Consider the following 23,952-nt stretch of genomic DNA (forward strand, 5'->3'; position numbering starts at 1 on the left):
ATAGCGCGATAATGGCTTCAATAATCTATGTAGCTGTACGCTGCATAGATTTTTTTCGAGAAAATGGGTATTTTTATATTAAAAATATGAAAATATAAGAAAAGGAACGAATTTTTTCGAAACTTTTTCGGGAAAATATTGTGTCAATCCTTATTTATATCGTATCATTAGTGAAAGGGCTCGGAAGTGACATCTTTAAGTAGAGTGGATGTCTTTTTTTCATTCAAGTTAACGGATACATATTATATAGATGAATTTTATAAAGGAGTGTGTGAAAAGATGAACGTAACAATATATGATGTAGCGCGCGAAGCAAATGTCTCAATGGCAACGGTATCACGTGTTGTGAACGGCAACCCAAATGTAAAACCAACAACAAGAAAGAAAGTATTAGAGGCGATTGAACGTCTTGGTTACCGTCCAAATGCAGTAGCACGCGGATTAGCAAGTAAGAAAACAACAACAGTTGGGGTTATTATTCCAGATATCTCGAACACGTTTTATGCAGAACTTGCACGCGGTATTGAAGATATCGCAACAATGTACAAATATAATATTATTTTAAGTAACTCTGACCAAAACAAAGAGAAAGAATTCCATTTATTAAATACAATGCTTGGGAAACAAGTAGATGGTATCGTATTTATGGGAGAAGATATTACAGAGACTCACGTAGAAGAATTTAAAAAATCTCCTGTTCCAATCGTACTTGCGGCATCGTTTGATGAGCAAAATATTACACCATCTGTAAATATCGATTACACACAAGCAGCGTATGATGCAATGAAACATTTCTTAGAGAAAGGTCATACAAGAATTGCTTTCGTATCAGGCCCTTACGTTGATAAAGCAGGCAGCGCAAAAAAATTACAAGGTTACAAACGAGCATTAGAAGAAGCTGGCATTGCTTACGACGAAGAGCTTGTTGTTGACGGTGATTACACGTACGATTCTGGTATGGAAGCATTAGATAAGCTATGGGAACTTGCTGAAAAACCAACAGCGGTATTCGTATCTTCTGATGAAATGGCACTAGGTGTAATTCACGCCGTGCAAGATAAAGGTTTAAAAGTACCAAATGATTTAGAAGTACTTGGCTTTGACAACACGCGTCTTGCCCTTATGGTACGCCCGCAGCTTTCAACAGTTGTACAACCAATGTATGACATCGGAGCAGTTGCAATGCGTCTATTAACAAAATACATGAACAAAGAAACGGTGGAAGATCATACAGTTATTTTACCGCACCGTATTCAGTTTAGAAATTCAACGAAGTAATAAAGGTTTTTTGGAAATATATTAACAGTTCACAAAAATGCTCAGAGTTTTTTACTCTGAGCATTTTTGTGAACGCAATAACAAACTAAATTGCAGAAAGTTTTGTATTGCTTTGCCATTCACTCTTATGAAGATTGTAGTGATTATACGTTTGATTTTCAATTTCAATTTCCCCTGCAAGTTTAAATCCATTTTTTTGAATGACTCTATTTGAACTTATATTTTGTGTTAGAGCAATAGCATGTAAAAGTTCGACATTTGTTTTCTCAAATAAATAGTTAATTAATCCTTTTGTTGCTTTTGTTGTATATCCTCTATTCCGATAATGTTTTGAAATGGCATAAGCGATCTCTCTATTAGGAGCAGGTAATTCCTCTTTTATTCCAGTCATACAAAATCCAATAAACTCACCAGTTTCTTTTAATATGATTGCTAATCTTAAATAAGTTTGTTCTTCGATATTGGGCACCGCTGATAAAAACGCCTTATTTGATGGGATTTCATAATTTGTTACCCAATCTAAACGCTGTTCTCTTGTTGTTTTGAAATCTGGTAAGAACTCATAAACTTCAGGTTGTGAGGTGAGTTCATATATAGCATCAGCATCATCAACCCTATATTCTCGTAGTAATATTTCTCCACAGTCTATTGTGAATAAGTCGTACAAATTATTTCAGCTCCTATTGTTTTTTCTTTACATATTTCTGTTTTTTTATAAAAAATCCCTTTTTTAATAAACTGTTTCTCTAATGGGAGTTTCCCTTTACAACTATTTCTAATGTATAATGATAGTAAAGGCTATGTGAGGGGGAGATGAAATGATTATTCTTTGGGGAATTACACTTTGCATGACGGCTCTATTTGCTTATATGACATTAAAACAGAGTGGTATGAGACGATTTATTCCTGGTAGTGCTTTGGCAGGAATAGCCCTAATCACATATGTTACTTCCATTTTTTTAGAAAGCGCTGGAGAACAAGTACATGAGAAATTTGTGTTTTTTTCTACTACATTATTTGTAGGCGCTATCATTATTTTACTTGTGGCAGGAATTATTTTGTTTATTCATACAAACTCAGAAACGTTATAGAAAAGAGAGCAGGCATACAATACCTGCTCTCTTAATTTATTTCATTATGCATTATCTCTTGATGCATTTTGTTGTTTTAATAAATCGCGAATTTCTGTAAGAAGTACTTCTTCTTTTGATGGTGCTGGTACTTCTTCTTTCTTTTCTTCTTCTTTTTTGAATGTTAGCTTATTAAATAGTTTAATAAATAAGAAGATAGAGAATGCGATGATGAAGAAGTCAACTACAGTTTGAATGAAGGCACCATATTTTAAAGTATCTTTACCAAGCGGATAAGCTAGCTTTGAAAAATTAATGCCACCAAGTAATAATCCAAGTAATGGCATAATAATATCATTTACTAATGAAGAAACAATTTTACCGAACGCGCCACCAATTACAACCCCGACAGCTAAGTCCATAACGTTTCCTTTTAAAGCAAACTTTTTAAACTCGTTCCACATGTATAATTCCACCCTTTCCACGATTCACTATGAATTTTATTATTCCTATCAACACATTCTATATAAAGTTAAGATAGAAATAAAGGGTAGAAGAGAATGAAAATAAATTCAGAAAACTGAACGCGTTTTCCTTTTTTACTATAATTTTCTATATTTAATAAATCAAAAAAGAGATGCATTTCTAGAGAGTGCATCCCTTGTATTGTCGATATATAACATTTATAGGCCACATTTTATTGATATGACAATGCTTGCTTCCCTAACGCATTCCAAGATTGAATAAATGTTTCTTTGTTTACTTTCAGTGCTTTTTTCTCAGTTAAAGGATCATTAACATAAATATAATCGTTCTCAAAACCTACGAGCACAACGGCGTGTAAGTCTAGAGGAGCTGTGATTATTTCGTTTCCGTGTTGCCAAGATGCCCATCTGTCAGGAGTTTTGTAATCTCCTGTCGTCCAAACAACTACAGGTTTATTCATTTTGACTTGAGTTAGTACATCATCAAAAGATTTTCCTGTTAAATTTACTGTGCGATTTGGAAGATAACGTTCCATTAATTGTTGCAGTGGTTCAACGTAGACAGCATATCCCATCTTTTTCCCTGTTATATCTCCAACGAAACCCTCTTTAGGATTTCCCCAGTGAAGAATGTCTCCGTTTTTATTGACTGAAGGCGGATCATTGTCTTTTTTGACGTTGTTTGCTAACTCTATTTTATCAACTTTCACGCCCGCATGCTGTAGTACCATCGCTAGGCTCGTAACTTCACACCCGAATTTTAGTTCGGGTTTTTGTGGTATGAGCGGTACATCTAACATGACTTTTTCTTGTTTTTGAGGAGCAGGGGGTTGCGGTGTTTCATTTTGGGACGGTGAATATTTCACATTTTTCGTTAATTCGGCTTCTTCCTGTTTGGAACCAGATTCTTGCTTTTGGGTGGGAGCCTGTTTGGGCGAACAGCCTGTTATAACCATAAATAAGGTATATAAAATTAGAAATTTTTTCATAGCATTCACCTTCTTTATGTAGTGATAGGTATGTTGTTATGATAGTGTGTTTTGTAGTAGGTTCTTTCATTTCTGGTGAAAATATTCAGAAGGGAGTGTATGTGATTTAAGTGTCTAAAAAGAAATATTTCCATCAGTGAAGAATCTCTTCATTGATGGAAATTTCACTTTAGCAACATATATTTAGTGGATCATTCAGGCTTTCATAAGAAATGAGTGTTGTAACAATAGGCTCTGTTATATTTAGAAAATCAACATTATAAGATGAGTTCTTATAAATTTACAAAAGAAACTTCTTAACGGTCATCGCATACGTTTCTGTTTCTTCAATATCTGGAAAATGAGCACTATGCTCAAAGCATGCAAAGGAAGCGTTTTGCATATTTTTCGCGAGCTCTTTCGCCATTTCCATTCCTGTATTCCGATCGTGTTTTCCAACGAGGAAAAGGGATGGAACGGTAATTTCGTATGTACGCTCTTTCAAAGGAATAGCAGGCGGAGATTGAGATAAAGCTTTCGCCATCACACCTGGATTCGTTAATCCGCTTTCTTTCCAAAGTGAACGATTTTGTTTGGCGTATTGTTCATCATGAAAAAGTAAGCGATCGACTGTTATCGTATCAACAATACTCCATACCATATCGTATTTTTCCTTTAAAGATATCGGGAGTTGTTGAATATGCTGAATCTGTTGTTTCATGTCTTGAGGAGCAATCTTTTCAAATCCAGCAAGCTGAATATGATAGGTATGTTCATAGTCACCAGAAGAAGGAGCTTGCAGAAGTAACGTTTCGACTCGATTTGGATAAGTTAACGCATATTCTAGACCAAGTTGTCCGCCAAAAGAATAACCAAGTAGATGGAATTTTGGAATCTGTAATGTTTCCCTTAGTTTTTCTAGATCATCGACTAGAATAGCGATAGAGTAATCTTTTTCATTTTTGGGAGCATCAGAACGCCCGCATCCACGTTGTTCGTAATATATGACAGTTGCAAATTCCTCTAGTTTTGGACCAATTGTTCGTTCAAATGTATAATGATTTCCGCCTGGCCCACCGTGAACAACGACAATTGGTATTGTCTTATGTTCTGCACCGGCAATTTTACACCAATGTCGTATGTGATTCACTGTTATGTAAGTAATTCTATTTTGAAGCATTATAAATGTTCACTACCTTCCTTTAAGGAATGATAGAATGCTGTAATCACCGATGAAAATTTCTCTTCCTCTTCTAAAAATGGATAATGATTGCTGTGTTCGAAAGGAATGAATGAAGAGTCTCGTATGCCTTTATGAATTTGCAAGGAAGATGCAATTGGACATTGTACGTCATGTTGTCCACAAAGTATTAACGTTTTTGTTGTTACATTAGTAAGTTGTTCGCTTACATCAAAGCTGCGAAATTCTTTTGCAAAATAGTTCATACGGCTTGCGGCCATCGTTTTATAGATTGCTTTTGAGAAGTATGTTTCATATTGTTCTGGCTTGTATAAGGATAACTTTGTGCGCTTGGTTGATAAAGTAGTTCTTTCTTCTTTTGTAAGATGCGGTAATTTTAAATCTTCGATGAGCTGCTGCATATATGCAAACTGCGGATGTTCTGGATGATAAATACAGTCTTTCGTTTTGGAGTAATCACTAGCAGCAGCGCCAACGACTACTAACGATTGTAAGGACTGTGGATAATTTATAGCATATAAAAGTCCAAGCATACCGCCAGTAGAATGCCCTGCAAAATGCCATGATGAAATGTGCAGCGCTTCTCGAATTGCTTCTAAATCTTGAATCGTCTCTTTCATACTTAATTCATCTTCCTGAGAAGCAGTTACTGAATTTCCTGCATCTTTTAAATTAATTAATATAACTTTATGTAAGGATGTAAAGCTATCGGCGAAATGGTCGCCCGTTTCATTGAATTGTGAGTAAAGGTGTGTAATGCAAATAGGTTCTCCGTGCCCTTTTGTAAATACCTCAAAAGTTCCACGGTCTGTATGGATAAATTGTTGTTTCCACATAAACGTATCTCCTTTTTTTAAAACTTCGCATGTGGCAGAAAAAAGCCCTGACCGCTACTATGCGCGGCCAGATGCTCTCGTCCTCCTTTAAAAAGAAAAGGAGGTTTTTAATACAATAGTTTTTTCATATTATTCCGAATTATCTCTAGGCACTTCGCTACAGTTAATTCGTTTTTCTCTTCAATTTCTTGTTTGCGTGGAATTGGGTTATACATGTTGTCTGGGTCTTCCCAGGTGAGTGGGAGATCTGTCTTAGCTTGTCCTTTCCAAGCTTCAATCCATTCTGGTGGGAGATATCCTGAGATGTTTTGGATGTTGTTCATTTCGAGCCAAATGAGTGCCCAAGCTCTTGGAACGACGCGCCATATATCATAACCGCCGCCGCCAACTGCAATCCAGCGGCCATTGCAATATTTATGAGCAATTTCATGAGCAATCTTCGGAATTTCACGGTAAATTTGTATCGTTGAACAAAGATGTGTAAGAGGGTCGTAATAATGAGCATCAGCTCCGTTTTGCGTTAAAATAATATCAGGTTTGAAATAGTCAGCGACTTCCCTGATAACAGTGCGATATGCATGTAGAAATGAATCATCTTCTGTAAAAGCATCAAGAGGAATGTTAAAAGAATAGCTATATCCATTCCCTTGTCCACGCTCATTTACAGCCCCTGTTCCTGGAAATAAGTAACGCCCTGTTTCATGCAATGAAATTGTGCATACGTTAGGATCGTCATAAAAGGACCATTGCACACCATCACCGTGATGCGCGTCTGTATCAATGTATAAAACACGAAGACCATATTTTTGTTGTATATATTTAATAGCAATCGAGCTGTCATTATAAATACAAAATCCAGAGGCTTTCCCGCGAAATCCATGATGTAATCCCCCGCCGAGATTGAGAGCATGCTCAGCTTTTCCTTCAAGAATTGCATCGACCGCAGTTAAGGTGCCGCCAACAAGAAGGGCGCTTGCTTCATGCATGTTTGGAAACATGGGAGTATCGTCTGTTCCAAGACCATAGGACATTGCAAGTGATTGTTCTAGTGTTCCTTCTCCAGCACGTTTTACCGCATTTATGTACTCTTCTGTATGAATTAAAGCGATTTCTTCATCCGTTGCGATTCGTGGTGGAATAACTTGTGAAGGGTGTATAAACCCGCCTTTTTGCAGTAAATCATAGGTCAGTTTTACCCGAAGTTGATTAAAAGGATGATCAGGACTAAAGGAATAGCCCTGATAATTTTCTGAGTAAATAAATACATTTTTCATGACTCCATCCCCGCAATATTTGGCCATAAAACGTGGTAACCTTTTTGTTCTAACTCCTCAATCGCTTTAAGAGGATTCATTGTTTGAATGCGGAAAACAAGAACTTTGTCGCTTTCTTTTTTTGCTGGATAGACGAGAACGCTCACAATGTTAATTTTCAGTTCACTGAAAACAGCGACAACTTTTCCGAGAATACCAGGTTCATTTTTCACTTGAATTTCAACTTGTGAACTTGGTTGATGAGCACCTGTTAGTTTGACAAGTGTATGTAATACTGTTGATTCCGAAATAATGCCGACGAGCTGACCACTTTTTGTAACAGGAAGGCAGCCAATTTTATTTTCAAAAAATAACGTGGCAATTTCTTCAACGAAATCAAGAGGATGACATGTCATAACGGGATGCTTCATAATACGTTCAATCGGCTCTTGAAGAGCATCTCTTGAAACGTGTTCATCATCAAGAATGGACGGACTTGCATCGCGAACGTCACGGTCGGAAATAATGCCGACAACTTCATATTGTTCATTTACAACTGGAATGTGCCGAATACTATGTGCTGCTAATGTTCTTAGGGCTGTTTCAATCGTGTCGGTTGGGCGCAGCGCTGTTACATTTTGATTCATGATTTCTTCAACAATCATGATGTAATCCCCCTTTTAGTACATGAAACGATTTTGGAAGCGTAAGCGGTCAAATTGTTGGATAGATGATGTATCAACTCGTTTTCCAATGCGGACCATTAAGCAGTTTGCTGGATGGGAGCAAATTTCAGGATCATCTGTTGCCATCCATTCCAGCCCGCCAGCATTCATCATTTTTTCCATTACTTTTCGATATTCCCAGACATTGAGCCCGGTTTGTTTTAAATCCCAGTGCCAGTAATATTCAGTTGTTAAAATAATGTAGTCTTCCATATGATCATCCATCATAGAAACTTCTAATAAGTTCTTTCCAACAGCACAGCCGCGAAAATCAGGGACAACTTCAATTGCGCCAAGCTCGATTAAATTGTTCATTTTTCCTTCAGACCATCGTTCAAGAGGGTCTGGGTATAAATATGTTGCATAGCCAACAATTGTATGTTCATGACGAGCAATAATAATTCGAGCTTCTGGTAATTTAGAAATCTCGACAATTGCTTTATATTGCTGAGCCGCAGGTCGAAAGGCAACTAAATCAGGATGAAACTCATACGTTTCTAAATTATGTGTCTGGACAGGACCTTCAATAACTAAAGTTCCTTTTGGTGCTTTTAAATTTCTTGCATTGTACACTTTACTATGAATCAATTTTAGGCTCACCACCTTCAGAGCTTTGTGAATCTACTATCTATTTTCATACTACTGTACTCAGTATGCGATGTGAATCGAAATTTGTCAGTAAAAATTTGTCTGAAATTCTTAAAAAATACTGAAAATTATAAAATATATCTTTATAATAGATTTATATGGTACATAGAAGGGGGATGTAAAGAATGAAAGTAGAAACACTTCCGGTTATTCAAGGGGAAAATAATTTGTTAAATTATGATGAAATATATCAAAATTTTAATTGGGAAGAAGTTAATCAAAATTTTTCTTGGCATGAAACTGGACGAGTAAATATGGCTTATGAGACCATTGATCGACATGCCCAATCCCACCGAAAAAATAAAGTAGCATTGTATTATCAAGATGGTGCGAGAAAAGAGAAATATACGTTTAAAGAAATGAAAGAATTGTCGAATAAAGCAGGAAATGTTTTAAAAAATTATGGGGATGTCGAAAAAGGCGACCGCGTCTTTATTTTTATGCCTCGTTCACCGGAATTGTATTTTACTTTATTAGGTGCAATAAAGCTTGGAGCAATTGTTGGTCCATTATTTGAAGCTTTCATGGAAGCGGCTGTATGTGACCGTCTGGTGGATAGTGAAGCAAAGGTGCTTGTGACAACACCAGAATTGTTAGAACGTATACCATTTAATGATTTACCAGCGTTAAAAACGGTATTTGTTGTTGGGGAAGGTGTAGAAGAAGGTGGTAAAGTTGTCGCATTTAATCCGCTTTTTGAACAAGCTTCTAATCAGTTAAAAATGGAATGGCTTGGGAGAGAGGATGGCCTCATTTTACATTATACATCTGGTTCAACAGGGAAACCAAAAGGGGTGCTGCATGTTCAAAATGCGATGGTGCAGCATTATCAAACAGCAAAATGGGTGCTGGATTTAAAAGAAGATGATGTGTATTGGTGCACAGCAGATCCAGGCTGGGTAACAGGAACAGCATATGGTATTTTTGCGCCTTGGCTAGTTGGAGCTTCTAACGTAGTTTTAGGAGGACGCTTTAGTCCAGACGCTTGGTATGAAACGCTTCAAGATTACGGTGTAACAGTTTGGTATAGCGCTCCGACAGCATTTCGTATGTTAATGGGTGCTGGTGACGATACGCTGAAGAAGTATGATTTATCAAACCTTCGTCATATTTTGAGCGTTGGGGAACCGTTAAACCCGGAAGTAATTCGCTGGGCAATGAAAGTGTTCCATCTTCGTATTCATGATACGTGGTGGATGACGGAAACAGGAGGACAAGTTATCTGTAACTATCCTTGTATGGAAATTCGCCCGGGTTCTATGGGAAAACCAATTCCAGGCGTGAAGGCAGGGATTGTTGATAATGAAGGTAATGAATTGCCGCCATACACAATGGGGAACTTAGCAATTGGAAAAGGCTGGCCATCGATGATGCGTGCTGTTTGGAATAACCCGCAAAAATATGAGTCTTATTTTATGCCAGGAGACTGGTATGTGTCAGGAGACTCTGCATATATGGATGAAGATGGCTATTTCTGGTTCCAAGGGCGTATTGACGATGTCATTATGACATCTGGTGAACGTGTTGGTCCGTTTGAAGTAGAAAGTAAATTAATTGAACATACAGCAGTTGCGGAAGCTGGTGTTATTGGAATTCCAGATCCTGTACGCGGAGAAATTATTAAAGCGTTCATTGCACTGCGCGCAGGTTATGAACCATCTGAAGAATTAAAAGAAGATATTCGTCAATTTGTGAAAAAAGGACTAGCTGCTCATGCGGCACCGAGACAAATCGAATTCCGAGATAAATTACCGAAAACGAGAAGCGGTAAAATTATGCGTCGTGTATTAAAGGCATGGGAGTTAAACTTACCAACAGGTGACTTGTCTACGATGGAAGATTAAACAAGAAAGGTCTGAACATTCTTCGTTCAGGCCTTTCTTGTTTAGAGTATAGTGAAGTTGTGTTCAAATTGTTCAGCGTTACATATAACTTATATGTAATATTTAAAATACAGCAGAGCATGCAGGAAAAGATTTAATCTTTTGGAGGGATATTAGTGACGCAATATTATCTTTTTGTTACTATGTCAATTTTTCTTATTATTTTGCCAGGACCTGATACGGGATTAGTAACTCAGAATACAATACTACAGGGGAAACAAGGCGGGATGAAAACTGTTTTTGGTATTTTATGCGGTTTAAGTATTCATACGTTAGCAGCTGTACTTGGGATTTCTGCAATTCTTGTTAAATCGGCATTTTTATTTTCTATTTTTAAGTATATTGGTGCTATTTATCTTATTTATTTAGGATGTGTATCATTATGGTCTTTATGGAAGAAAGGAAAGCAACCAGAGGATATTACAGTTAAAAATAAGTATCAAGGTGCTTCTTGCTTTAGGCAAGGTTTTCTTACCAATTTGTTAAATCCAAAAGTAGCCATTTTCTTTCTAACGTTTTTACCGCAATTTATACAGCATGATGGGAATACCTTTTTTCAACTTTTTATTATGGGAATGACATATACAGTTTTAACTTTTCTATGGTTTATACTCTATATTTATTTAATTAATGCAATTCGTACATGGATGAAAAAGCCGTCTACAGAGCGGGCTATTCAAGGGATAAGCGGTTTTGTACTTTTGGCATTTGGGATTAAATTAGCGCTGGAAAAACGACCATAGTCATTTTTATAAGTAAAGTCTATTTCTTACTTATGGTTAGCCTTGTTAATCAATCCACTGCTACACGTTAGTGTGGGATAAAGTGAAACTAGGGAACTTAAAGGCTTGGTAATTTGCCAATAGGCGACGGTCTATGATGGAACATTAAATAAGCAAGTTCTGAATCAAGTATATTTCAGAACTTGCTTATTTTAAGTACGTTATTGTAAAAACGAAAAAAGAAATAAAATGATTTTTTGAACCATTTGCCTCCAGTATTTGTATAAGTTTATGAAAAATAAATTAGGAGGCACTTTATATGTCAAATAAATGGATGCTTTCATTGACTTTCATTGGCGTTATAGTCGTATTTGCTGCAGGGACCCTTATGCCTATTGCGATAGGGTTTAAAGTTTCGATGATTATGTTAGCGTGTACGATGATTATTATATTTTCAATCCTTATCCCTTTTGACAAGAAATATATCGTAAGAAAAGCTGGAAATAAAATCGACTTTACAAAAACAAAAGTTTATTTTCGGTGGAATGTATTTGATACAATATCCGTCTGTATTGCAGTATACGCTTGTATATGCGTACAAGTGTTAAATTTCTTAGTTTTAAGCGGATTAACAGTTGAAAATCCATATGTGCAATTTTTTACGAATCAATCTCAAATATGGACGATTGTTGCAAGTTTATATTTAATTAGCCGGATATCTCTAACCTTAAAAGGGATAAAGGAGATTAAAAAACATGGCGCAAATTGGGATTGAGGAGGAATTGATGCTCGCCTATCAAAAGGGAGATGAACGAGCAGGGGAACGGTTGTATGTTTTAATCAAACCAGCGTTATATACGTTTTTATATCGCTTTAACCGTGATGAACAGCTGAGCATAGACCTTGTTCAAGATACGTTTTTGAGGTTAGAACGTAAGAAACATATGTATGAGATTGAAAAAGGAAAGATTAAAACATATCTGTTTCAAATTGGGTATCGGCTTATGATTAATAAACTGAATCGAAGAAAGAAGTGGCGTTCACTTATACCATTTCTTCTACCGATTCAAGAGAAGGAATTTTCGCAAGAAGACCGTCTTACAGTGAGAGAAGCAATTTTGAAGGTTCCAGAAGATCAACGAGCGGTCATTATTCTTTTTTATTATCATGATATGCCACAAAAGGAAATCGCAGAGGTACTAGATATTCCTATAGGAACGGTGAAATCGAGGCTTTATCATGGCATGAAGAAATTGAAGCAATTGCTGGAGGTGGATGAAATTGACCGAAAATCCCTTTGATAAGGAATATAGATTGAAACAGCATTTAGATAGTGATTATGTGGAAGTTCCTGATTTTCCGCAAAAAGCGAATAGGGGAGATCGATTTTTACGTTTTCTTGCGTCTCCGGCTAAAGATCCTGTTGAAGCGACAATTGGTAATGATTTATCAGTTGCATTTCATATCTCTCTGTTAGCTTGTGTTCCACTTCTTTCTTTACTGACGATATTCTTTGCCAGCCAGTAAAGTTTTAAAAAAGTGATATAATGAAATTATAACCGAAAAATTTAGGGCTGCATTTGACAGGCATATACAAATGATGTTATAAAAAGAAGTATATAAATAATCGAGCGTGGAAAGGGAACAGTAGTGATCATTTCCCTGTTTTAGAGAGCTGATGGTCGGTGAAAATCAGCACATAAATGATCGCGAATTACGACCCTGGAGCATCTTTCTTCGATTGGATTTCATCCGAAAGGGGAAAGACGGTGATGAGCCGTTATGTGAATGAGGTGGCAGGTTTTTTTGCCTGCAACTAGGGTGGTAACGCGATAATTAAAATCGTCCCTTATTTGAGGGGCGATTTTTTTATGTTTTGAAATTCCGCGCACAAGCTATTTTAAAGGAGTGAATAGGATGAACATTTTACAAGATCTTGAGTTTCGTGGCCTAATTAACCAACAAACGGATGCAGAAGGTTTACAAGAACTATTAGAGAAAGAAAGTGTGAAATTATACTGCGGTTTTGACCCAACAGCTGATAGTTTACATATTGGTCATATGCTACCAATTTTAATATTACGTCGTTTCCAACAAGCAGGACATCAGCCAATTGCACTTGTTGGCGGAGCTACAGGTTTAATTGGTGACCCAAGTGGTAAGAAAGCAGAGCGTACATTAAATGAAAAAGAAACAGTTGCCTTTTTCAGTGAGCGTATTAAAGAGCAGCTTTCTAACTTCTTAGACTTCAATAAAGAGGGAAATCCAGCAACAATCGCAAACAACTACGATTGGATTGGTTCTTTAGATTTAATTACATTCTTACGCGATATCGGTAAAAACTTTGGTTTAAACTACATGTTAGCGAAAGATACAGTTGCGTCCCGTTTAGAAACAGGTATCTCATTCACTGAGTTTAGCTACATGATTTTACAATCATACGATTTCTTAAACTTATACCAAACACACGGTTGTAGATTACAAATCGGTGGTAGTGACCAATGGGGAAACATTACAGCTGGTTTAGAATTAATCCGTAAATCAGAAGAAGATGCGAAAGCATTCGGCTTAACTGTACCGCTTGTAACGAAATCTGACGGTACGAAGTTTGGAAAAACAGAAGGCGGCGCGGTTTGGTTAGACCCAGAAAAAACAACGCCTTACGAGTTCTACCAATTCTGGATTAACACAGATGATCGCGATGTTGTGAAATACTTAAAATACTTCACATTCTTATCTCATGAAGAGATTCTTGAGTTAGAAAAACAGGTTGCAGAAGCACCTGAAAAGCGTGAAGCACAAAAAGCATTAGCTTCTGAAATGACAAAACTTGTTCACGGCGCTGAAGCATTAGAGCAAGCAATTAAAATTTCAGCAGCATTATTTAGTGGTTCTGTTGCAGAATTAACAGCAGCGGAAATCGAGCAAGGATTTAAAGATGTACCATCTGTAGAGCGTAGTGTAGAAGATGCATTATTAGTAGATGTACTTGTAGAAAGTAAAATTTCACCGTCAAAACGTCAAGCACGCGAAGATATTACAAATGGTGCGGTTTATGTAAATGGTGAACGTACACAAGAGTTAGATTACATGGTAACAGAAAAAGACCGCATTGAAGGTAAATTTACAATCATTCGCCGCGGTAAGAAAAAATATTTCTTAATCCGTTACTAACATGCAAAAAAGCGTAAGAGTTCTTACGCTTTTTGCATTTTGAAAGAGAGGAGTAAATATTTTGGATATTCAAAGTATATTAGAAGATTATGTTTTAAATCCCGAAAAATTAATGAAATTTGGGGGAATTATTCTTAAAATTATCCTTATTTTTATTGTGGCAAAAGTGATTATTCGTGTCACTAATGTAGGAATTGAACAAATTTTTAAGATGAGCAGTAAAGCCCCTGTACGTACAAATGAAAGACGTGAGGCGACATTAACGAAGCTTTGTCAAAATATTGTCCATTATGTTGTGTACTTCATGGTTGTTATGACGGTTCTAGAAACAGTAGGAATCGATATTAAAGCGCTTCTTGCTGGGGTGAGTGTTGCCGGTTTAGCAATTGGTTTTGGTGCACAAAACTTAGTAAAAGATATTGTAACAGGATTCTTCATTATTTTTGAAGATCAATTTTCAGTTGGCGATAAAGTGAAAATTAATGATATCGACGGCGTCATCGAAGAAGTAGGACTTCGTACGACGCAGTTAGTTGCAGAAACTGGGGAGATTTACTTCATTTCAAATAGCTTAATTACAAAAGTTGCGAACTACTCTTTAGGTGAAAAGCGCAAAGAAATAGCGTAAGAATATATATATTAAAAAACCGACTTAAAAGCGCTCTACTTTTTAGGGGAGCAAGAGCATCTGGTCGTACATAGAAACGCTCATGGTGTATTTTCCGTAGCAGCGATTTATATGTTGAAAAATTAAAATGGATATATAGAAATAAATGAAGGGCTTCGGTGTAATCATACCGAAGTCTTTTGTTTTAAAATTTTCCGTATGTTCACTTCAAGTTCATAATAGGCGTGTATGCTGTAAGTATCAAAAGTGATAGAAAAGAGGGAGTTATCTAAATGTCACTAGAAGCATTAATTATTTTTTCGTTACTAAATGCAGGCCAACTAGCAGAGAACGAACAAAATCAGTTACAAAAAAATAATAGTGAACAACATGTTTATGTAGAGAAACAAGAAGCGAATCCAACGATGAATATAAAATTCAAATAAAGTTAAACTGCGAAATAAATATGTTTATACAACGAAAAAAGCCAATCCAAAAGGATTGGCTTTTCGTCATTAACGAGAGTAGAACTCTACGATTAACGCTTCGTTGATTTCAGCAGCTAACTCAGCGCGCTCTGGTAAGCGAGTGAAAGTAGCTTCTAATTTGTCAGCATCGAAAGTTAAGTACTCAGGTACGAAGTTGTTAACTTCAACTGCTTCTTTAACTACAGCTAGGTTGCGAGATTTTTCGCGAAGGCTGATAGTTTGGCCTGGTTTAACGCGGTAAGATGGGATATCTACGCGAGCGCCATCTACCATGATGTGGCCGTGATTTACTAATTGACGAGCAGCGCGACGAGTGCGAGCTAAGCCCATGCGGTAAACTAGGTTGTCAAGGCGAGCTTCAAGAAGGATCATGAAGTTTTCACCGTGTTTACCCATCATTTTACCAGCTTGGTCAAATGTGCGACGGAATTGACGCTCAGTCATGCCGTACATGTGACGAAGTTTTTGTTTTTCTTGTAATTGTAAACCGTATTCTGAAAGTTTCTTACGTTGGTTAGGACCGTGTGGACCTGGTGCGTAAGGGCGTTTTTCTAATTCTTTACCTGTGCCGCTTAGAGAGATTCCAAGACGACGAGAAAGTTTCCAAGATGGACCTGTATAACGAGCCATGAATGACTCCTCCTTTAAATGTTTTTATTTTTGTAAAATAAAAACAGACGTAATTGACATTTATGCGTATTTCATTTTCATGTACCCTCGCTCCAGCAGCAGGGAGTTACACGATACACCTCATCGTGAGGAACAAAATACAAACAATAAACTCGCATTACAAGGCTGCCTTTTTATTTTACACAAAGGCTATTATATCTGTTTATTAGGAGAGAGTCAAGAACATCAAATTTCATTTTATACATTTAAAATTTGGAAAAATGCAAGAAGGAATTTTGTAAACGCTCATGGAAAGGATAGCAACAGATAGAAAACGCTTACATAAGATGAAATATAAGGGGGATGTTTGTATGAAAAGGAAACATATCGAAACGACGTTAATTCATCATGGGTATGATGCGGCCGAGCATAAAGGAAGTTTGACACCGCCGTTATTTCAAACATCTACGTATACATTTGAAACAGCGCAGCAAGGAGAAGCAAGCTTTGCTGGTTATGATTCAGCTTATATTTATTCTAGACTTGGAAATCCGACAGTTGAGTTATTTGAAGAAAGAATGGCAGCATTAGAAGAAGGGGAAGCAGCACTAGCGTTTGGCTCCGGTATGGCAGCTATTTCAGGAACACTTTTTGCCTTTCTAAAAGCGGGAGATCATATTGTTTGTTCAAATGGCTTATACGGTTGTACGTATGGCTTTTTAGAAGTGTTGGAAGAGAAATTTGCAATTACGCATACATTATGTGAAATGGAAACTGAAGAAGAAATTAACAGGAGTATTGGGCCGAATACAAAAATCATTTTTGTAGAAACACCGATTAATCCAACGATGAAATTAATTGACTTAGAACTTGTTGTCAAAGTAGCGAAGCAGCATGGACTGCTCGTTATTGTTGATAATACATTTTGTTCACCGTACTTGCAAAGACCGCTTACGATAGGCTGTGATATTGTCTTGCATAGTGCGACAAAATATATTGGCGGTCATGGTGATGTTGTGGCCGGTGTTACAATTTGTAAAACAAACGAGCTTGCCGAAAAAATTCGTCCGATTCGTAAAGATGTTGGTGGGATTATGGCACCATTTGATGCATGGTTACTTTTACGCGGTTTAAAAACATTAGCAGTTCGGATGGATCGTCATTCTGACAATGCGGAAAAGATTGCTGCTTTTCTCCGAAATCATGAACTAGTAGAAGCTGTTTGGTATCCGGAAGGAATGCTTGCAAATAAACAAATGAAGCGCGGGGGCGGTGTGCTATCATTTACAGTAAAAGGCGGAAAAGAAGAGGCGCAAGCTGTAATGGATAACTTAAAATTAATTGCTATTGCAGTGAGTCTTGGTGATACAGAAACGTTAATTCAGCACCCGGCAACGATGACACATGCGGTCATTCCAAAACATGTTCGTGAGCAGATGGGGATTTCCGATAATTTATTACGCTTATCTGCAGGGCTTGAGTCTTGGGAAGATATTGTAAGGGACTTAGCGCAAGCACTGCAAAAAGAAAAAACAGCTTTATCGTAAGAGGAACGCTTTCTACCAATATATCGGCGGTTCGACACCATTTAAAGACCCTTAGGTAATGCTCGGCGTTCCGGACGTACAAAAAGGAGCTGACTTTAAGTCAACTCCTTTGCACTATATGTGTTTTAATAAAATTCTGACAAATTCCTCTAAATATGTTTGATCAATTTCATCAAAGCGTCCTTTGTTTGGACTATCGATGTCTAATACGCCGATGACTTCATTGTTTTTGATTAGCGGTACAACAATCTCTGAATTAGAAGCTGCATCGCAGGCGATATGCCCAGGGAACTTGTGAACATCAGCGACAAGCTGTGTTGTTTTCGTTTCTGCTGCTACGCCACATACACCGCGGCCAAATGGAATACGAACACAAGCTGGTAATCCTTGAAATGGCCCAAGCACAAGTTGATTTCCTTCCGTTACATAAAAACCTACCCAGTTAATATCTTGCAAAAATACATTGAGTAAAGCAGATGCATTCGCTAAGTTAGCTACTACATTTGACTCGCCTGTTAATAGAGCATCGAGTTGTTTGAGTACTGTCCTGTATTGCTCCTCGCGTGTACCAGTATAATCTTCTGCTGTGAACATGGAAACGCCGCCCTTTCTGTAGGTAAATGTAAAGTTATTGCAAAATAAGCTATAATTCGCAAGACTTTGTCGATAGAAAATTAAAGGAATTTGTCTTAAAAGTCAAGAAATTTACATCAAGTTCAATTAATCGTGCTTTTACTACCTACAAATAGCGGGAGGAGTGAGTGTATGACACAGGCGAGACAGAAAATTATTGATGCGGCCATTTCGCTATTTTATGCGAAAGGCTATAATGGTACATCAGTACGTGATATAGCAAAGCAAGCAGATGTTAATGTTGCAAATATCTCCTATTATTTTTCTGGAAAACAAGGATTACTAGAACAGTTGGTATCAGACTTTTTAGAGGGCTACTTACGTATCGTTGAACTGACATTTGAACAGCGGAATTTTTTGTCTGCAAAAGAAGTATTATTCCAGATGATGAGAAATATTTTACAGTATCAATTTGAGCGAAGAGAACTTACTCGCTTTTTCTACAGAGAACTTTCGTTAGATAGCACGTTAATTCGCGAAATCATGACGATTTACTTTTCAAAAGAGAGATACTATATAGAGCAACTCATTAGACAAGGGCAAGAAAAGAGAGAATTTCAAAATGTATCATTTACGATGTTTATGACGCAGTTAAAGGGAATGATCAGTATGCCGTATTTATATCCGCAATATATATCAGAAGTGCTGCATTCTTTTCCGTCAGAAATCTTTTTTATTGAAATGTATATGAAGGAAGTAGAGCAGTGGATGGAGCAAACTCTTTGTACAGAGCATATACAATATCCTCTGCCGAGAGCGGCGTATGTATAAAGAAAACAAAAAAACGTGAAACAGCTTGTTGCCGATGTGTATGGGAATAAGCTGTTTTTATTTGCTTTTTATGAAGTGATATCTTCTTTTTTGAATCCTTATATAGTAATATATTTATATTGCAATAATGATATTTTGGTTTGAAAAAAAATACAGTCCTTTGGTGATTATAATTTTGGGTTAGATGTGTGTTTGGAATCGACTTGAAAATAGTAAATTCTTTCATGAAATTTTTCGAAAAACTAGGCCAAAAACATAGAATTACATGGTATGATTAATACATTGCTAGTTGTTAAATATGGGGCATTCCCCTTTTCTTACATAACGCCTTCCATTTTAAAAAACGGAACGGACAAAAAACAGATAAATAGGAGGCATTTTGAATGGATTCAATCTTAACGATCGTTGTCATCATCGTGAGTGCTATCTTGCTCTTCCTCATCGTAGAACTTGTGATGAGAAATCGTTTATATAAAGATATTGAAGCACTAGAGCAATGGAAGAAAGAAATTAAGGATAAACCTGTAGCGGATGAACTGAAACGAGTGAAAGAGTTAAAGATGACCGGACAAACAGAAGAGCTATTTGAAAAATGGCGCAATGAATGGGATGAAATTGTTGCTAATATTCTTCCGAAAGCAGAAAAAGATTTAGAAAGCGCTCAAAAACTTGCCGCGCAATTTTCCTTCCGAAAAGCAAAACATACACTTAATGAATCCATTAGTAGTTTAGATGAAGCAGATCATCGTATTATGGATATTTTAAATGAACTACAAGAATTGTTGGAAAGCTATGAGAAAAACAATTCAGAAATTGAGCAGTTGCGTGATATATACCGTAATTTGAAAAAGAGTGTGCTTGCTCATCGTCATATGTTTGGCGCGGCAGAGGAGAAAATTGAAGGAATGCTTGATGCTGAATCAAAGAAATTTCAAACGTTTGAAGAAGCAACACAAAATGGGGATTACTTAAAAGCGCGTGAAATTGTGGCGAGTTTAGAAGAAGGACTAGCACATTTGGAAGTAATTGTGCATGAAGTACCAGAATTATTAGTAGAATGTCAAGCGACATTACCGGTGCAATTAGAAGATTTATCACAAGGTCACGACGATATGAAAAAACAAGGTTATGTACTAAATCATTTGGAAATACCAAAAGAAGTAAGAGAGATGAACAAACAATTGCAAACGTGCCTTGCTGATTTAGAATCTCTACACGTAGTGGAAGCGCAAGGGAAAATGGAAGTTTTAAAAGGAAATCTTGATACATTATATGAACAGTTAGAGTTAGAAGTAAGAGCTAAACATTATGTTGAACAGCAGACGGTAACTGTATATGAAGATTTAGAGACAATTCGAGAAGAAGCACTGGAAACGAAAGCAGAAACACAATTTGTGAAACAAAGTTATCAATTACAGGATAAAGATATCGAATCTCAAAAAGTGGTTGAAAAACAGATGCATATTTTAATGAAGCGTTTTGAAGTGTTACAACTTCGTATTGCAGAGCAAGATATCGCCTTTTCTGTCATTCGAGAAGAGTTAGAAGAAATTTATGAGCAATGTGAAACATTAAAAGTAATTCATAATGAGTACAAAGACATGCTGCAAATGATGCGTAAAGATGAGTTTGAAGCGCGTGAAGCGTTAAAGGAAATGCGCCATACGCTGATGGAATCAAAGCGTATGATGCAAAAATCAAATTTACCAGGTTTGCCAGATCGTATCGTAGTGGAATTGCAAAACGGACAACAAGCAATGCATAGTGTGTATGAACATCTAGAATTAAAGCCGCTTGATATGGGCGCAGTGAATCGCACACTAGAAGAAGCAGTAGTAATTGTAAATGGTGTTCACGAAACAACGCAAGAGTTAATTGAACAAGCGTATTTAGTAGAAAAATTAATACAGTATGGTAATCGTTATCGTAGTCATGACGATATGTTAGCGAAAAGCTTAGATACCGCTGAGCAACTGTTCCGTGAATATGAATATGACGCAGCTCTAGAACAAGCAGCTTCTGTATTAGAACAAATTGAACCAGGCATTGTGCAGAAGATTGCTGAACTTGTTGATTTAGAACAAACTCCTTAATTCATTAAGGGGTTTGTTTTTGTTTAAATAACTTTTGTATCCATTATGATGTAATATTGCTATAATGAATAGCGGAATATGGAGCGTTTTTTCGTTGAAAGCAGAAAAGCATACTTCCGCTCTAATGACGGAAACTATGAGCAAGCTTAGCGGAAACGCATGGATTTATGATATGATTATCCCGCTACGAAGGTCTTTCTTGTAAAGATGTTTCACTTTCTGGGATTTCGATATCGGCGAAAGGGGAATAACGATGATTTATTTTGATAATAGTGCGACGACAAAGCCGTACCCGGAAGCCTTGCAATCTTATGTGACAGTTGCAGGAAAATATTTTGGAAATCCTTCTTCTATTCATTCCCTTGGAGGAGAATCAGAGCGCTTATTAACGCAATCACGTACGATTGCAGCTCAGCTTCTTCGTGCAAAGCCTTCAGAAATTGTCTTTACGTCTGGAGGAACAGAAGGAAATAACCTTGCAATTAAGGGGATTGCGATGAGAAATCGCTCCCGTGGTAAGCATTTGATTACAACAAACATTGAACACGCTTCTGTGTTTGAAGCATATAAGCAGCTAGAAAATCTTGGTTTTGATGTTACATATTTGCCGGTAAATGAAAATGGTGTTGTATCAGTAGAAGATGTGAAACGAGCTCTTCGAGATGATACTATTCTTGTTTCTATGATTCACGTCAATAACGAAACAGGTGCGATTCAGCCTGTTGATGAAGTTGGGAAGTTATTAGCAAACTATCCGAAAGTACGATTCCATGTCGATCATGTACAAGGAATTGGAAAAGTACCGCTTGACTTGTATGAAAGTCACATTGATCTTTGCACAATTTCGGGACATAAGTTCCATAGTGTAAAAGGAACAGGACTTCTTTATGTTCGTGACGGTGTAAGGCTCGATCCAGTTTTATCGGGTGGTGGACAAGAGTTGCGTTACCGTTCTGGTACAGAAAACTTACCAGGAATTGTTGCGATGATCAAAGCCTTGCGAATGACTTTAGAAAAACAGTCCGAAAATACGGGGCATCTTCGCGAGTTAAAGGAAGAACTTATTCGCATGTTTAAGGGCATGAAGGATGTTACAATTAATACGCCGAAAGAACATACGGCACCGCATATATTAAACGTATCATTTGTCGGATTAAAGCCAGAAATTGTTGTGCATGCTTTGGAAGAACGTGATGTGTATGTGTCAACAAAATCTGCTTGTTCTTCAAGAGTAAACGAAGTAAGCCACGTTTTACTAGCGATGGGCTTGCCGCATGCGGTAGCAGAAAGTGCGATTCGTATTAGTTTAAATGCGGAAAATACGATGGAAGAAGTAAAACAATTCGAAGGAATTATAAAAGAAACATTGCCAAAATTATATGAAGTGATGAGGTAAGGAAAGATGATGACATACGAGTATATTTTAGTTCGCTACGGCGAAATGACAACAAAAGGAAAGAACCGTTCTAAGTTTGTAAGCACGTTAAAAGATAATGTGAAACATAAATTAAAGAAATTTACAAACTTAAAAATTGATGCGACGCATGACCGCATGTATATTCAGTTAAATGGTGAAGATCATGAGGCTGTTGCGGAAAGATTGAAAGATGTGTTTGGAATTCACAAGTTTAACTTAGCAATGAAAGTACCAACGGATTTAGAAGAAATTAAAAAAGGTGCACTTGCTGCTTTTCTGCAAGTAAGTCGTGCCGTAAAAACATTTAAAATTACAGTTCACCGTTCTTACAAACATTTTCCGATGAGAACGATGGAACTACTTCCAGAAATCGGCGGGTATGTTTTACAAAATACAGAGGATATTACCGTAGATGTTCATAATCCAGATGTAAACATCCGCATTGAAATTCGAAGCGGTTATAGCTATATTATGTGCGATGAGCGCATGGGAGCTGGCGGTCTTCCAGTTGGTGTTGGCGGAAAAGTAATGCTTCTTCTTTCTGGTGGCATTGATAGTCCAGTTGCAGCTTACTTAACAATGAAGCGCGGCGTATCAGTGGAAGCTGTTCATTTTCATAGTCCCCCGTTTACAAGCGAGCGTGCAAAGCAAAAAGTAATCGACTTAACACAGGAGCTAACGAAGTATTGTAAACGCGTGACACTTCACCTTGTACCGTTTACAGAAGTGCAAAAAACAATTAATAAAGAAATTCCATCTAGCTATTCAATGACAATTATGCGCCGTATGATGATGCGCATTGCAGAACGAATTGCAGAAGAGCGTAACGCACTTGCTCTTACGACAGGGGAAAGCCTTGGACAAGTAGCAAGTCAAACGTTAGATAGTATGCACACGATAAACGAAGTGACAAATTATCCAATTATCCGTCCGCTTATTGCGATGGATAAACTAGAAATTATTAAAATTGCTAACGATATCGGTACGTACGACATCTCCATTCGTCCGTACGAAGATTGCTGTACAGTCTTTACGCCAGCAAGTCCGACAACGAAACCGAAGCGTGAAAAAGCGAATAAATTTGAATCCTACTATGATTTTACACCGCTTATTGAATCCGCAGTTGCAAATACAGAAAAGATGGTATTACAAACAGTAGAAGTAGCAGAAAAGGAACAATTCGAAGATTTATTTTAAAACCATAAATTACCATTAAAAGATATGTATGAAGCTATATGGTTTATCACACTCTATACTCACAAGGAGGTGATACCATATGGCAAACAATAATTCAAATAACTTAGTAGTTCCTGGTGCAGAAGCTGCTTTAGATCAAATGAAATACGAAATCGCTCAAGAGTTCGGTGTACAACTTGGAGCAGATTCAACATCTCGTGCTAACGGATCTGTTGGTGGCGAAATTACAAAACGTTTAGTTGCAATGGCTGAACAACAATTAGGTGGTTTCCAACGATAACAACTATATACAATGGCTTAGAAAGAGTGGGATTTCCCGCTCTTTCTTTTTGTTGTTTTATGTCAAA

At 37.1% G+C, this 23,952-nt stretch carries 26 protein-coding genes and 1 other annotated feature; of the genes, 16 read left to right on the top strand and 10 right to left on the bottom strand.

Translation table 11 applies throughout. The features are described 5' to 3' along the window. The first annotated feature begins 279 nt into the window (after positions 1–279). The gene (gene ccpA, locus AB1280_RS22550) at positions 280–1,278 is read left to right on the top strand and encodes a catabolite control protein A (protein WP_429757081.1); all 999 of its coding nucleotides are present in this window, start codon (positions 280–282) and stop codon (positions 1,276–1,278) included. 85 nt (positions 1,279–1,363) lie between these two features. Here ccpA and AB1280_RS22555 read toward each other — a convergent pair whose 3' ends face one another. Beyond that, entirely contained in the window at positions 1,364–1,945 is a 582-nt protein-coding gene (locus AB1280_RS22555) for a GNAT family N-acetyltransferase (RefSeq protein WP_272188397.1), read from the bottom strand. A gap of 151 nt (positions 1,946–2,096) precedes the next feature. On the opposite strand from AB1280_RS22555, the gene AB1280_RS22560 reads away from it, so the two are divergent. Next, positions 2,097–2,369, top strand: a complete 273-nt coding sequence (locus AB1280_RS22560) for a DUF3917 domain-containing protein (RefSeq protein WP_272188396.1) — start codon at positions 2,097–2,099, stop codon at positions 2,367–2,369. Positions 2,370–2,413: 44 nt separating this feature from the next. Here AB1280_RS22560 and mscL read toward each other — a convergent pair whose 3' ends face one another. The 7 genes from mscL to AB1280_RS22595 form a co-directional block, all read right to left on the bottom strand. Further along, positions 2,414–2,812, bottom strand: a complete 399-nt coding sequence (gene mscL, locus AB1280_RS22565; protein WP_429757082.1) for a large conductance mechanosensitive channel protein MscL — start codon at positions 2,810–2,812, stop codon at positions 2,414–2,416. A gap of 233 nt (positions 2,813–3,045) precedes the next feature. Continuing rightward, a complete protein-coding gene (locus tag AB1280_RS22570; RefSeq protein ID WP_272188393.1) occupies positions 3,046–3,822 on the bottom strand; it encodes a C39 family peptidase in 777 nt (258 codons plus the stop codon). Between the two features lie 280 nt (positions 3,823–4,102). After that, complete coding sequence (locus AB1280_RS22575) at positions 4,103–4,981, bottom strand: alpha/beta fold hydrolase (RefSeq protein WP_429757083.1); 879 nt, start codon at positions 4,979–4,981, stop codon at positions 4,103–4,105. Then, entirely contained in the window at positions 4,981–5,838 is an 858-nt protein-coding gene (locus AB1280_RS22580; RefSeq protein WP_429757084.1) for an alpha/beta fold hydrolase, read from the bottom strand. Before AB1280_RS22580 ends, AB1280_RS22575 begins: the two co-directional genes overlap by 1 nt. Positions 5,839–5,945: 107 nt before the next feature. Beyond that, complete coding sequence (locus AB1280_RS22585; protein WP_272188390.1) at positions 5,946–7,112, bottom strand: acetoin utilization protein AcuC; 1,167 nt, start codon at positions 7,110–7,112, stop codon at positions 5,946–5,948. Then, a complete protein-coding gene (locus AB1280_RS22590) occupies positions 7,109–7,756 on the bottom strand; it encodes an acetoin utilization AcuB family protein (RefSeq protein ID WP_272188389.1) in 648 nt (215 codons plus the stop codon). The genes AB1280_RS22585 and AB1280_RS22590 overlap by 4 nt, the downstream gene beginning before the upstream one ends. Positions 7,757–7,771: 15 nt before the next feature. Next, the gene (locus AB1280_RS22595; protein ID WP_272188388.1) at positions 7,772–8,404 is read right to left on the bottom strand and encodes a GNAT family N-acetyltransferase; all 633 of its coding nucleotides are present in this window, start codon (positions 8,402–8,404) and stop codon (positions 7,772–7,774) included. A 185-nt stretch (positions 8,405–8,589) separates the two neighbouring features. On the opposite strand from AB1280_RS22595, the gene acsA reads away from it, so the two are divergent. The 8 genes from acsA (at position 8,590) to AB1280_RS22635 (ending at position 15,296) form a co-directional block, all read left to right on the top strand. Next, positions 8,590–10,308 (top strand): acetate--CoA ligase, encoded by a 1,719-nt coding sequence (acsA, locus tag AB1280_RS22600; RefSeq protein ID WP_272188386.1) that lies wholly within the window; start codon positions 8,590–8,592, stop codon positions 10,306–10,308. A gap of 155 nt (positions 10,309–10,463) precedes the next feature. Further along, positions 10,464–11,090, top strand: a complete 627-nt coding sequence (locus AB1280_RS22605) for a LysE family translocator (protein ID WP_272188384.1) — start codon at positions 10,464–10,466, stop codon at positions 11,088–11,090. A gap of 298 nt (positions 11,091–11,388) precedes the next feature. Beyond that, the gene (locus AB1280_RS22610; protein WP_429757085.1) at positions 11,389–11,844 is read left to right on the top strand and encodes a hypothetical protein; all 456 of its coding nucleotides are present in this window, start codon (positions 11,389–11,391) and stop codon (positions 11,842–11,844) included. Continuing rightward, on the top strand, positions 11,825–12,370 hold the full coding sequence (locus AB1280_RS22615) for an RNA polymerase sigma factor (RefSeq protein WP_272188382.1): 546 nt from the start codon (positions 11,825–11,827) through the stop codon (positions 12,368–12,370). Before AB1280_RS22610 ends, AB1280_RS22615 begins: the two co-directional genes overlap by 20 nt. After that, positions 12,351–12,596 carry a hypothetical protein gene (locus AB1280_RS22620; RefSeq protein ID WP_272188380.1) on the top strand — a complete coding sequence of 82 codons (246 nt, stop codon included), beginning with the start codon at positions 12,351–12,353 and terminating at the stop codon, positions 12,594–12,596. The genes AB1280_RS22615 and AB1280_RS22620 overlap by 20 nt, the downstream gene beginning before the upstream one ends. Before the next feature lie 98 nt (positions 12,597–12,694). Then, positions 12,695–12,922, top strand: a binding site (T-box leader). Between the two features lie 64 nt (positions 12,923–12,986). Next, positions 12,987–14,243 carry a tyrosine--tRNA ligase gene (tyrS, locus tag AB1280_RS22625; protein WP_272188379.1) on the top strand — a complete coding sequence of 419 codons (1,257 nt, stop codon included), beginning with the start codon at positions 12,987–12,989 and terminating at the stop codon, positions 14,241–14,243. 61 nt (positions 14,244–14,304) lie between these two features. After that, positions 14,305–14,871 carry a mechanosensitive ion channel family protein gene (locus tag AB1280_RS22630; protein ID WP_429757086.1) on the top strand — a complete coding sequence of 189 codons (567 nt, stop codon included), beginning with the start codon at positions 14,305–14,307 and terminating at the stop codon, positions 14,869–14,871. A 272-nt stretch (positions 14,872–15,143) separates the two neighbouring features. Beyond that, the gene (locus AB1280_RS22635; RefSeq protein WP_429757087.1) at positions 15,144–15,296 is read left to right on the top strand and encodes a transporter; all 153 of its coding nucleotides are present in this window, start codon (positions 15,144–15,146) and stop codon (positions 15,294–15,296) included. Between the two features lie 69 nt (positions 15,297–15,365). On the opposite strand, the gene rpsD is transcribed toward AB1280_RS22635, so the two are convergent. Continuing rightward, entirely contained in the window at positions 15,366–15,968 is a 603-nt protein-coding gene (gene rpsD, locus AB1280_RS22640) for a 30S ribosomal protein S4 (protein ID WP_272188372.1), read from the bottom strand. Positions 15,969–16,318: 350 nt separating this feature from the next. Between rpsD and megL the strand changes: the two genes are divergently transcribed. Then, positions 16,319–17,494: a methionine gamma-lyase gene (gene megL, locus AB1280_RS22645; protein ID WP_429757088.1), complete on the top strand. Its 1,176-nt coding sequence runs from the start codon at positions 16,319–16,321 to the stop codon at positions 17,492–17,494. Positions 17,495–17,608: 114 nt separating this feature from the next. Here the strand turns inward: megL and AB1280_RS22650 are convergent, their stop codons facing one another. Further along, a complete protein-coding gene (locus tag AB1280_RS22650; protein WP_429757089.1) occupies positions 17,609–18,088 on the bottom strand; it encodes a GAF domain-containing protein in 480 nt (159 codons plus the stop codon). A 171-nt stretch (positions 18,089–18,259) separates the two neighbouring features. Between AB1280_RS22650 and refZ the strand changes: the two genes are divergently transcribed. The 5 genes from refZ to AB1280_RS22675 all read left to right on the top strand — a co-directional run bounded on the left by refZ (position 18,260) and on the right by AB1280_RS22675 (position 23,885). After that, positions 18,260–18,898, top strand: a complete 639-nt coding sequence (gene refZ, locus AB1280_RS22655; protein ID WP_272188369.1) for a forespore capture DNA-binding protein RefZ — start codon at positions 18,260–18,262, stop codon at positions 18,896–18,898. A 383-nt stretch (positions 18,899–19,281) separates the two neighbouring features. Further along, positions 19,282–20,991, top strand: a complete 1,710-nt coding sequence (ezrA, locus tag AB1280_RS22660) for a septation ring formation regulator EzrA (RefSeq protein ID WP_429757090.1) — start codon at positions 19,282–19,284, stop codon at positions 20,989–20,991. Between the two features lie 253 nt (positions 20,992–21,244). Next, on the top strand, positions 21,245–22,387 hold the full coding sequence (locus tag AB1280_RS22665) for a cysteine desulfurase family protein (protein WP_429757091.1): 1,143 nt from the start codon (positions 21,245–21,247) through the stop codon (positions 22,385–22,387). Positions 22,388–22,393: 6 nt separating this feature from the next. Beyond that, positions 22,394–23,605 (top strand): tRNA uracil 4-sulfurtransferase ThiI, encoded by a 1,212-nt coding sequence (thiI, locus tag AB1280_RS22670; protein ID WP_429757092.1) that lies wholly within the window; start codon positions 22,394–22,396, stop codon positions 23,603–23,605. 79 nt (positions 23,606–23,684) lie between these two features. Further along, the gene (locus AB1280_RS22675; protein ID WP_429757093.1) at positions 23,685–23,885 is read left to right on the top strand and encodes a small, acid-soluble spore protein, alpha/beta type; all 201 of its coding nucleotides are present in this window, start codon (positions 23,685–23,687) and stop codon (positions 23,883–23,885) included. The last annotated feature ends 67 nt before the right edge of the window (positions 23,886–23,952 follow it).

The sequence above is a fragment of the Bacillus sp. S10(2024) genome (assembly GCF_050473865.1).
In the GTDB taxonomy this organism is placed as follows: Bacteria; Bacillota; Bacilli; order Bacillales; family Bacillaceae_G; genus Bacillus_A.

Bases quoted from the DNA above. Each gene is read 5' to 3' on its own strand.
- ccpA (WP_429757081.1), top strand. From the start codon at position 280: ATGAACGTAACAATATATGATGTAGCGCGCGAAGCAAATGTCTCAATG.
- AB1280_RS22560 (WP_272188396.1), top strand. From the start codon at position 2,097: ATGATTATTCTTTGGGGAATTACACTTTGCATGACGGCTCTATTTGCT.
- mscL (WP_429757082.1), bottom strand. From the start codon at position 2,812: ATGTGGAACGAGTTTAAAAAGTTTGCTTTAAAAGGAAACGTTATGGAC.
- AB1280_RS22570 (WP_272188393.1), bottom strand. From the start codon at position 3,822: ATGAAAAAATTTCTAATTTTATATACCTTATTTATGGTTATAACAGGC.
- AB1280_RS22575 (WP_429757083.1), bottom strand. From the start codon at position 4,981: ATGCTTCAAAATAGAATTACTTACATAACAGTGAATCACATACGACAT.
- AB1280_RS22580 (WP_429757084.1), bottom strand. From the start codon at position 5,838: ATGTGGAAACAACAATTTATCCATACAGACCGTGGAACTTTTGAGGTA.
- AB1280_RS22585 (WP_272188390.1), bottom strand. From the start codon at position 7,112: ATGAAAAATGTATTTATTTACTCAGAAAATTATCAGGGCTATTCCTTT.
- AB1280_RS22590 (WP_272188389.1), bottom strand. From the start codon at position 7,756: ATGATTGTTGAAGAAATCATGAATCAAAATGTAACAGCGCTGCGCCCA.
- acsA (WP_272188386.1), top strand. From the start codon at position 8,590: ATGAAAGTAGAAACACTTCCGGTTATTCAAGGGGAAAATAATTTGTTA.
- AB1280_RS22610 (WP_429757085.1), top strand. From the start codon at position 11,389: ATGTCAAATAAATGGATGCTTTCATTGACTTTCATTGGCGTTATAGTC.
- AB1280_RS22615 (WP_272188382.1), top strand. From the start codon at position 11,825: ATGGCGCAAATTGGGATTGAGGAGGAATTGATGCTCGCCTATCAAAAG.
- tyrS (WP_272188379.1), top strand. From the start codon at position 12,987: ATGAACATTTTACAAGATCTTGAGTTTCGTGGCCTAATTAACCAACAA.
- AB1280_RS22635 (WP_429757087.1), top strand. From the start codon at position 15,144: ATGTCACTAGAAGCATTAATTATTTTTTCGTTACTAAATGCAGGCCAA.
- rpsD (WP_272188372.1), bottom strand. From the start codon at position 15,968: ATGGCTCGTTATACAGGTCCATCTTGGAAACTTTCTCGTCGTCTTGGA.
- megL (WP_429757088.1), top strand. From the start codon at position 16,319: ATGAAAAGGAAACATATCGAAACGACGTTAATTCATCATGGGTATGAT.
- AB1280_RS22650 (WP_429757089.1), bottom strand. From the start codon at position 18,088: ATGTTCACAGCAGAAGATTATACTGGTACACGCGAGGAGCAATACAGG.
- refZ (WP_272188369.1), top strand. From the start codon at position 18,260: ATGACACAGGCGAGACAGAAAATTATTGATGCGGCCATTTCGCTATTT.
- ezrA (WP_429757090.1), top strand. From the start codon at position 19,282: ATGGATTCAATCTTAACGATCGTTGTCATCATCGTGAGTGCTATCTTG.
- AB1280_RS22665 (WP_429757091.1), top strand. From the start codon at position 21,245: ATGATTTATTTTGATAATAGTGCGACGACAAAGCCGTACCCGGAAGCC.
- thiI (WP_429757092.1), top strand. From the start codon at position 22,394: ATGATGACATACGAGTATATTTTAGTTCGCTACGGCGAAATGACAACA.
- AB1280_RS22675 (WP_429757093.1), top strand. From the start codon at position 23,685: ATGGCAAACAATAATTCAAATAACTTAGTAGTTCCTGGTGCAGAAGCT.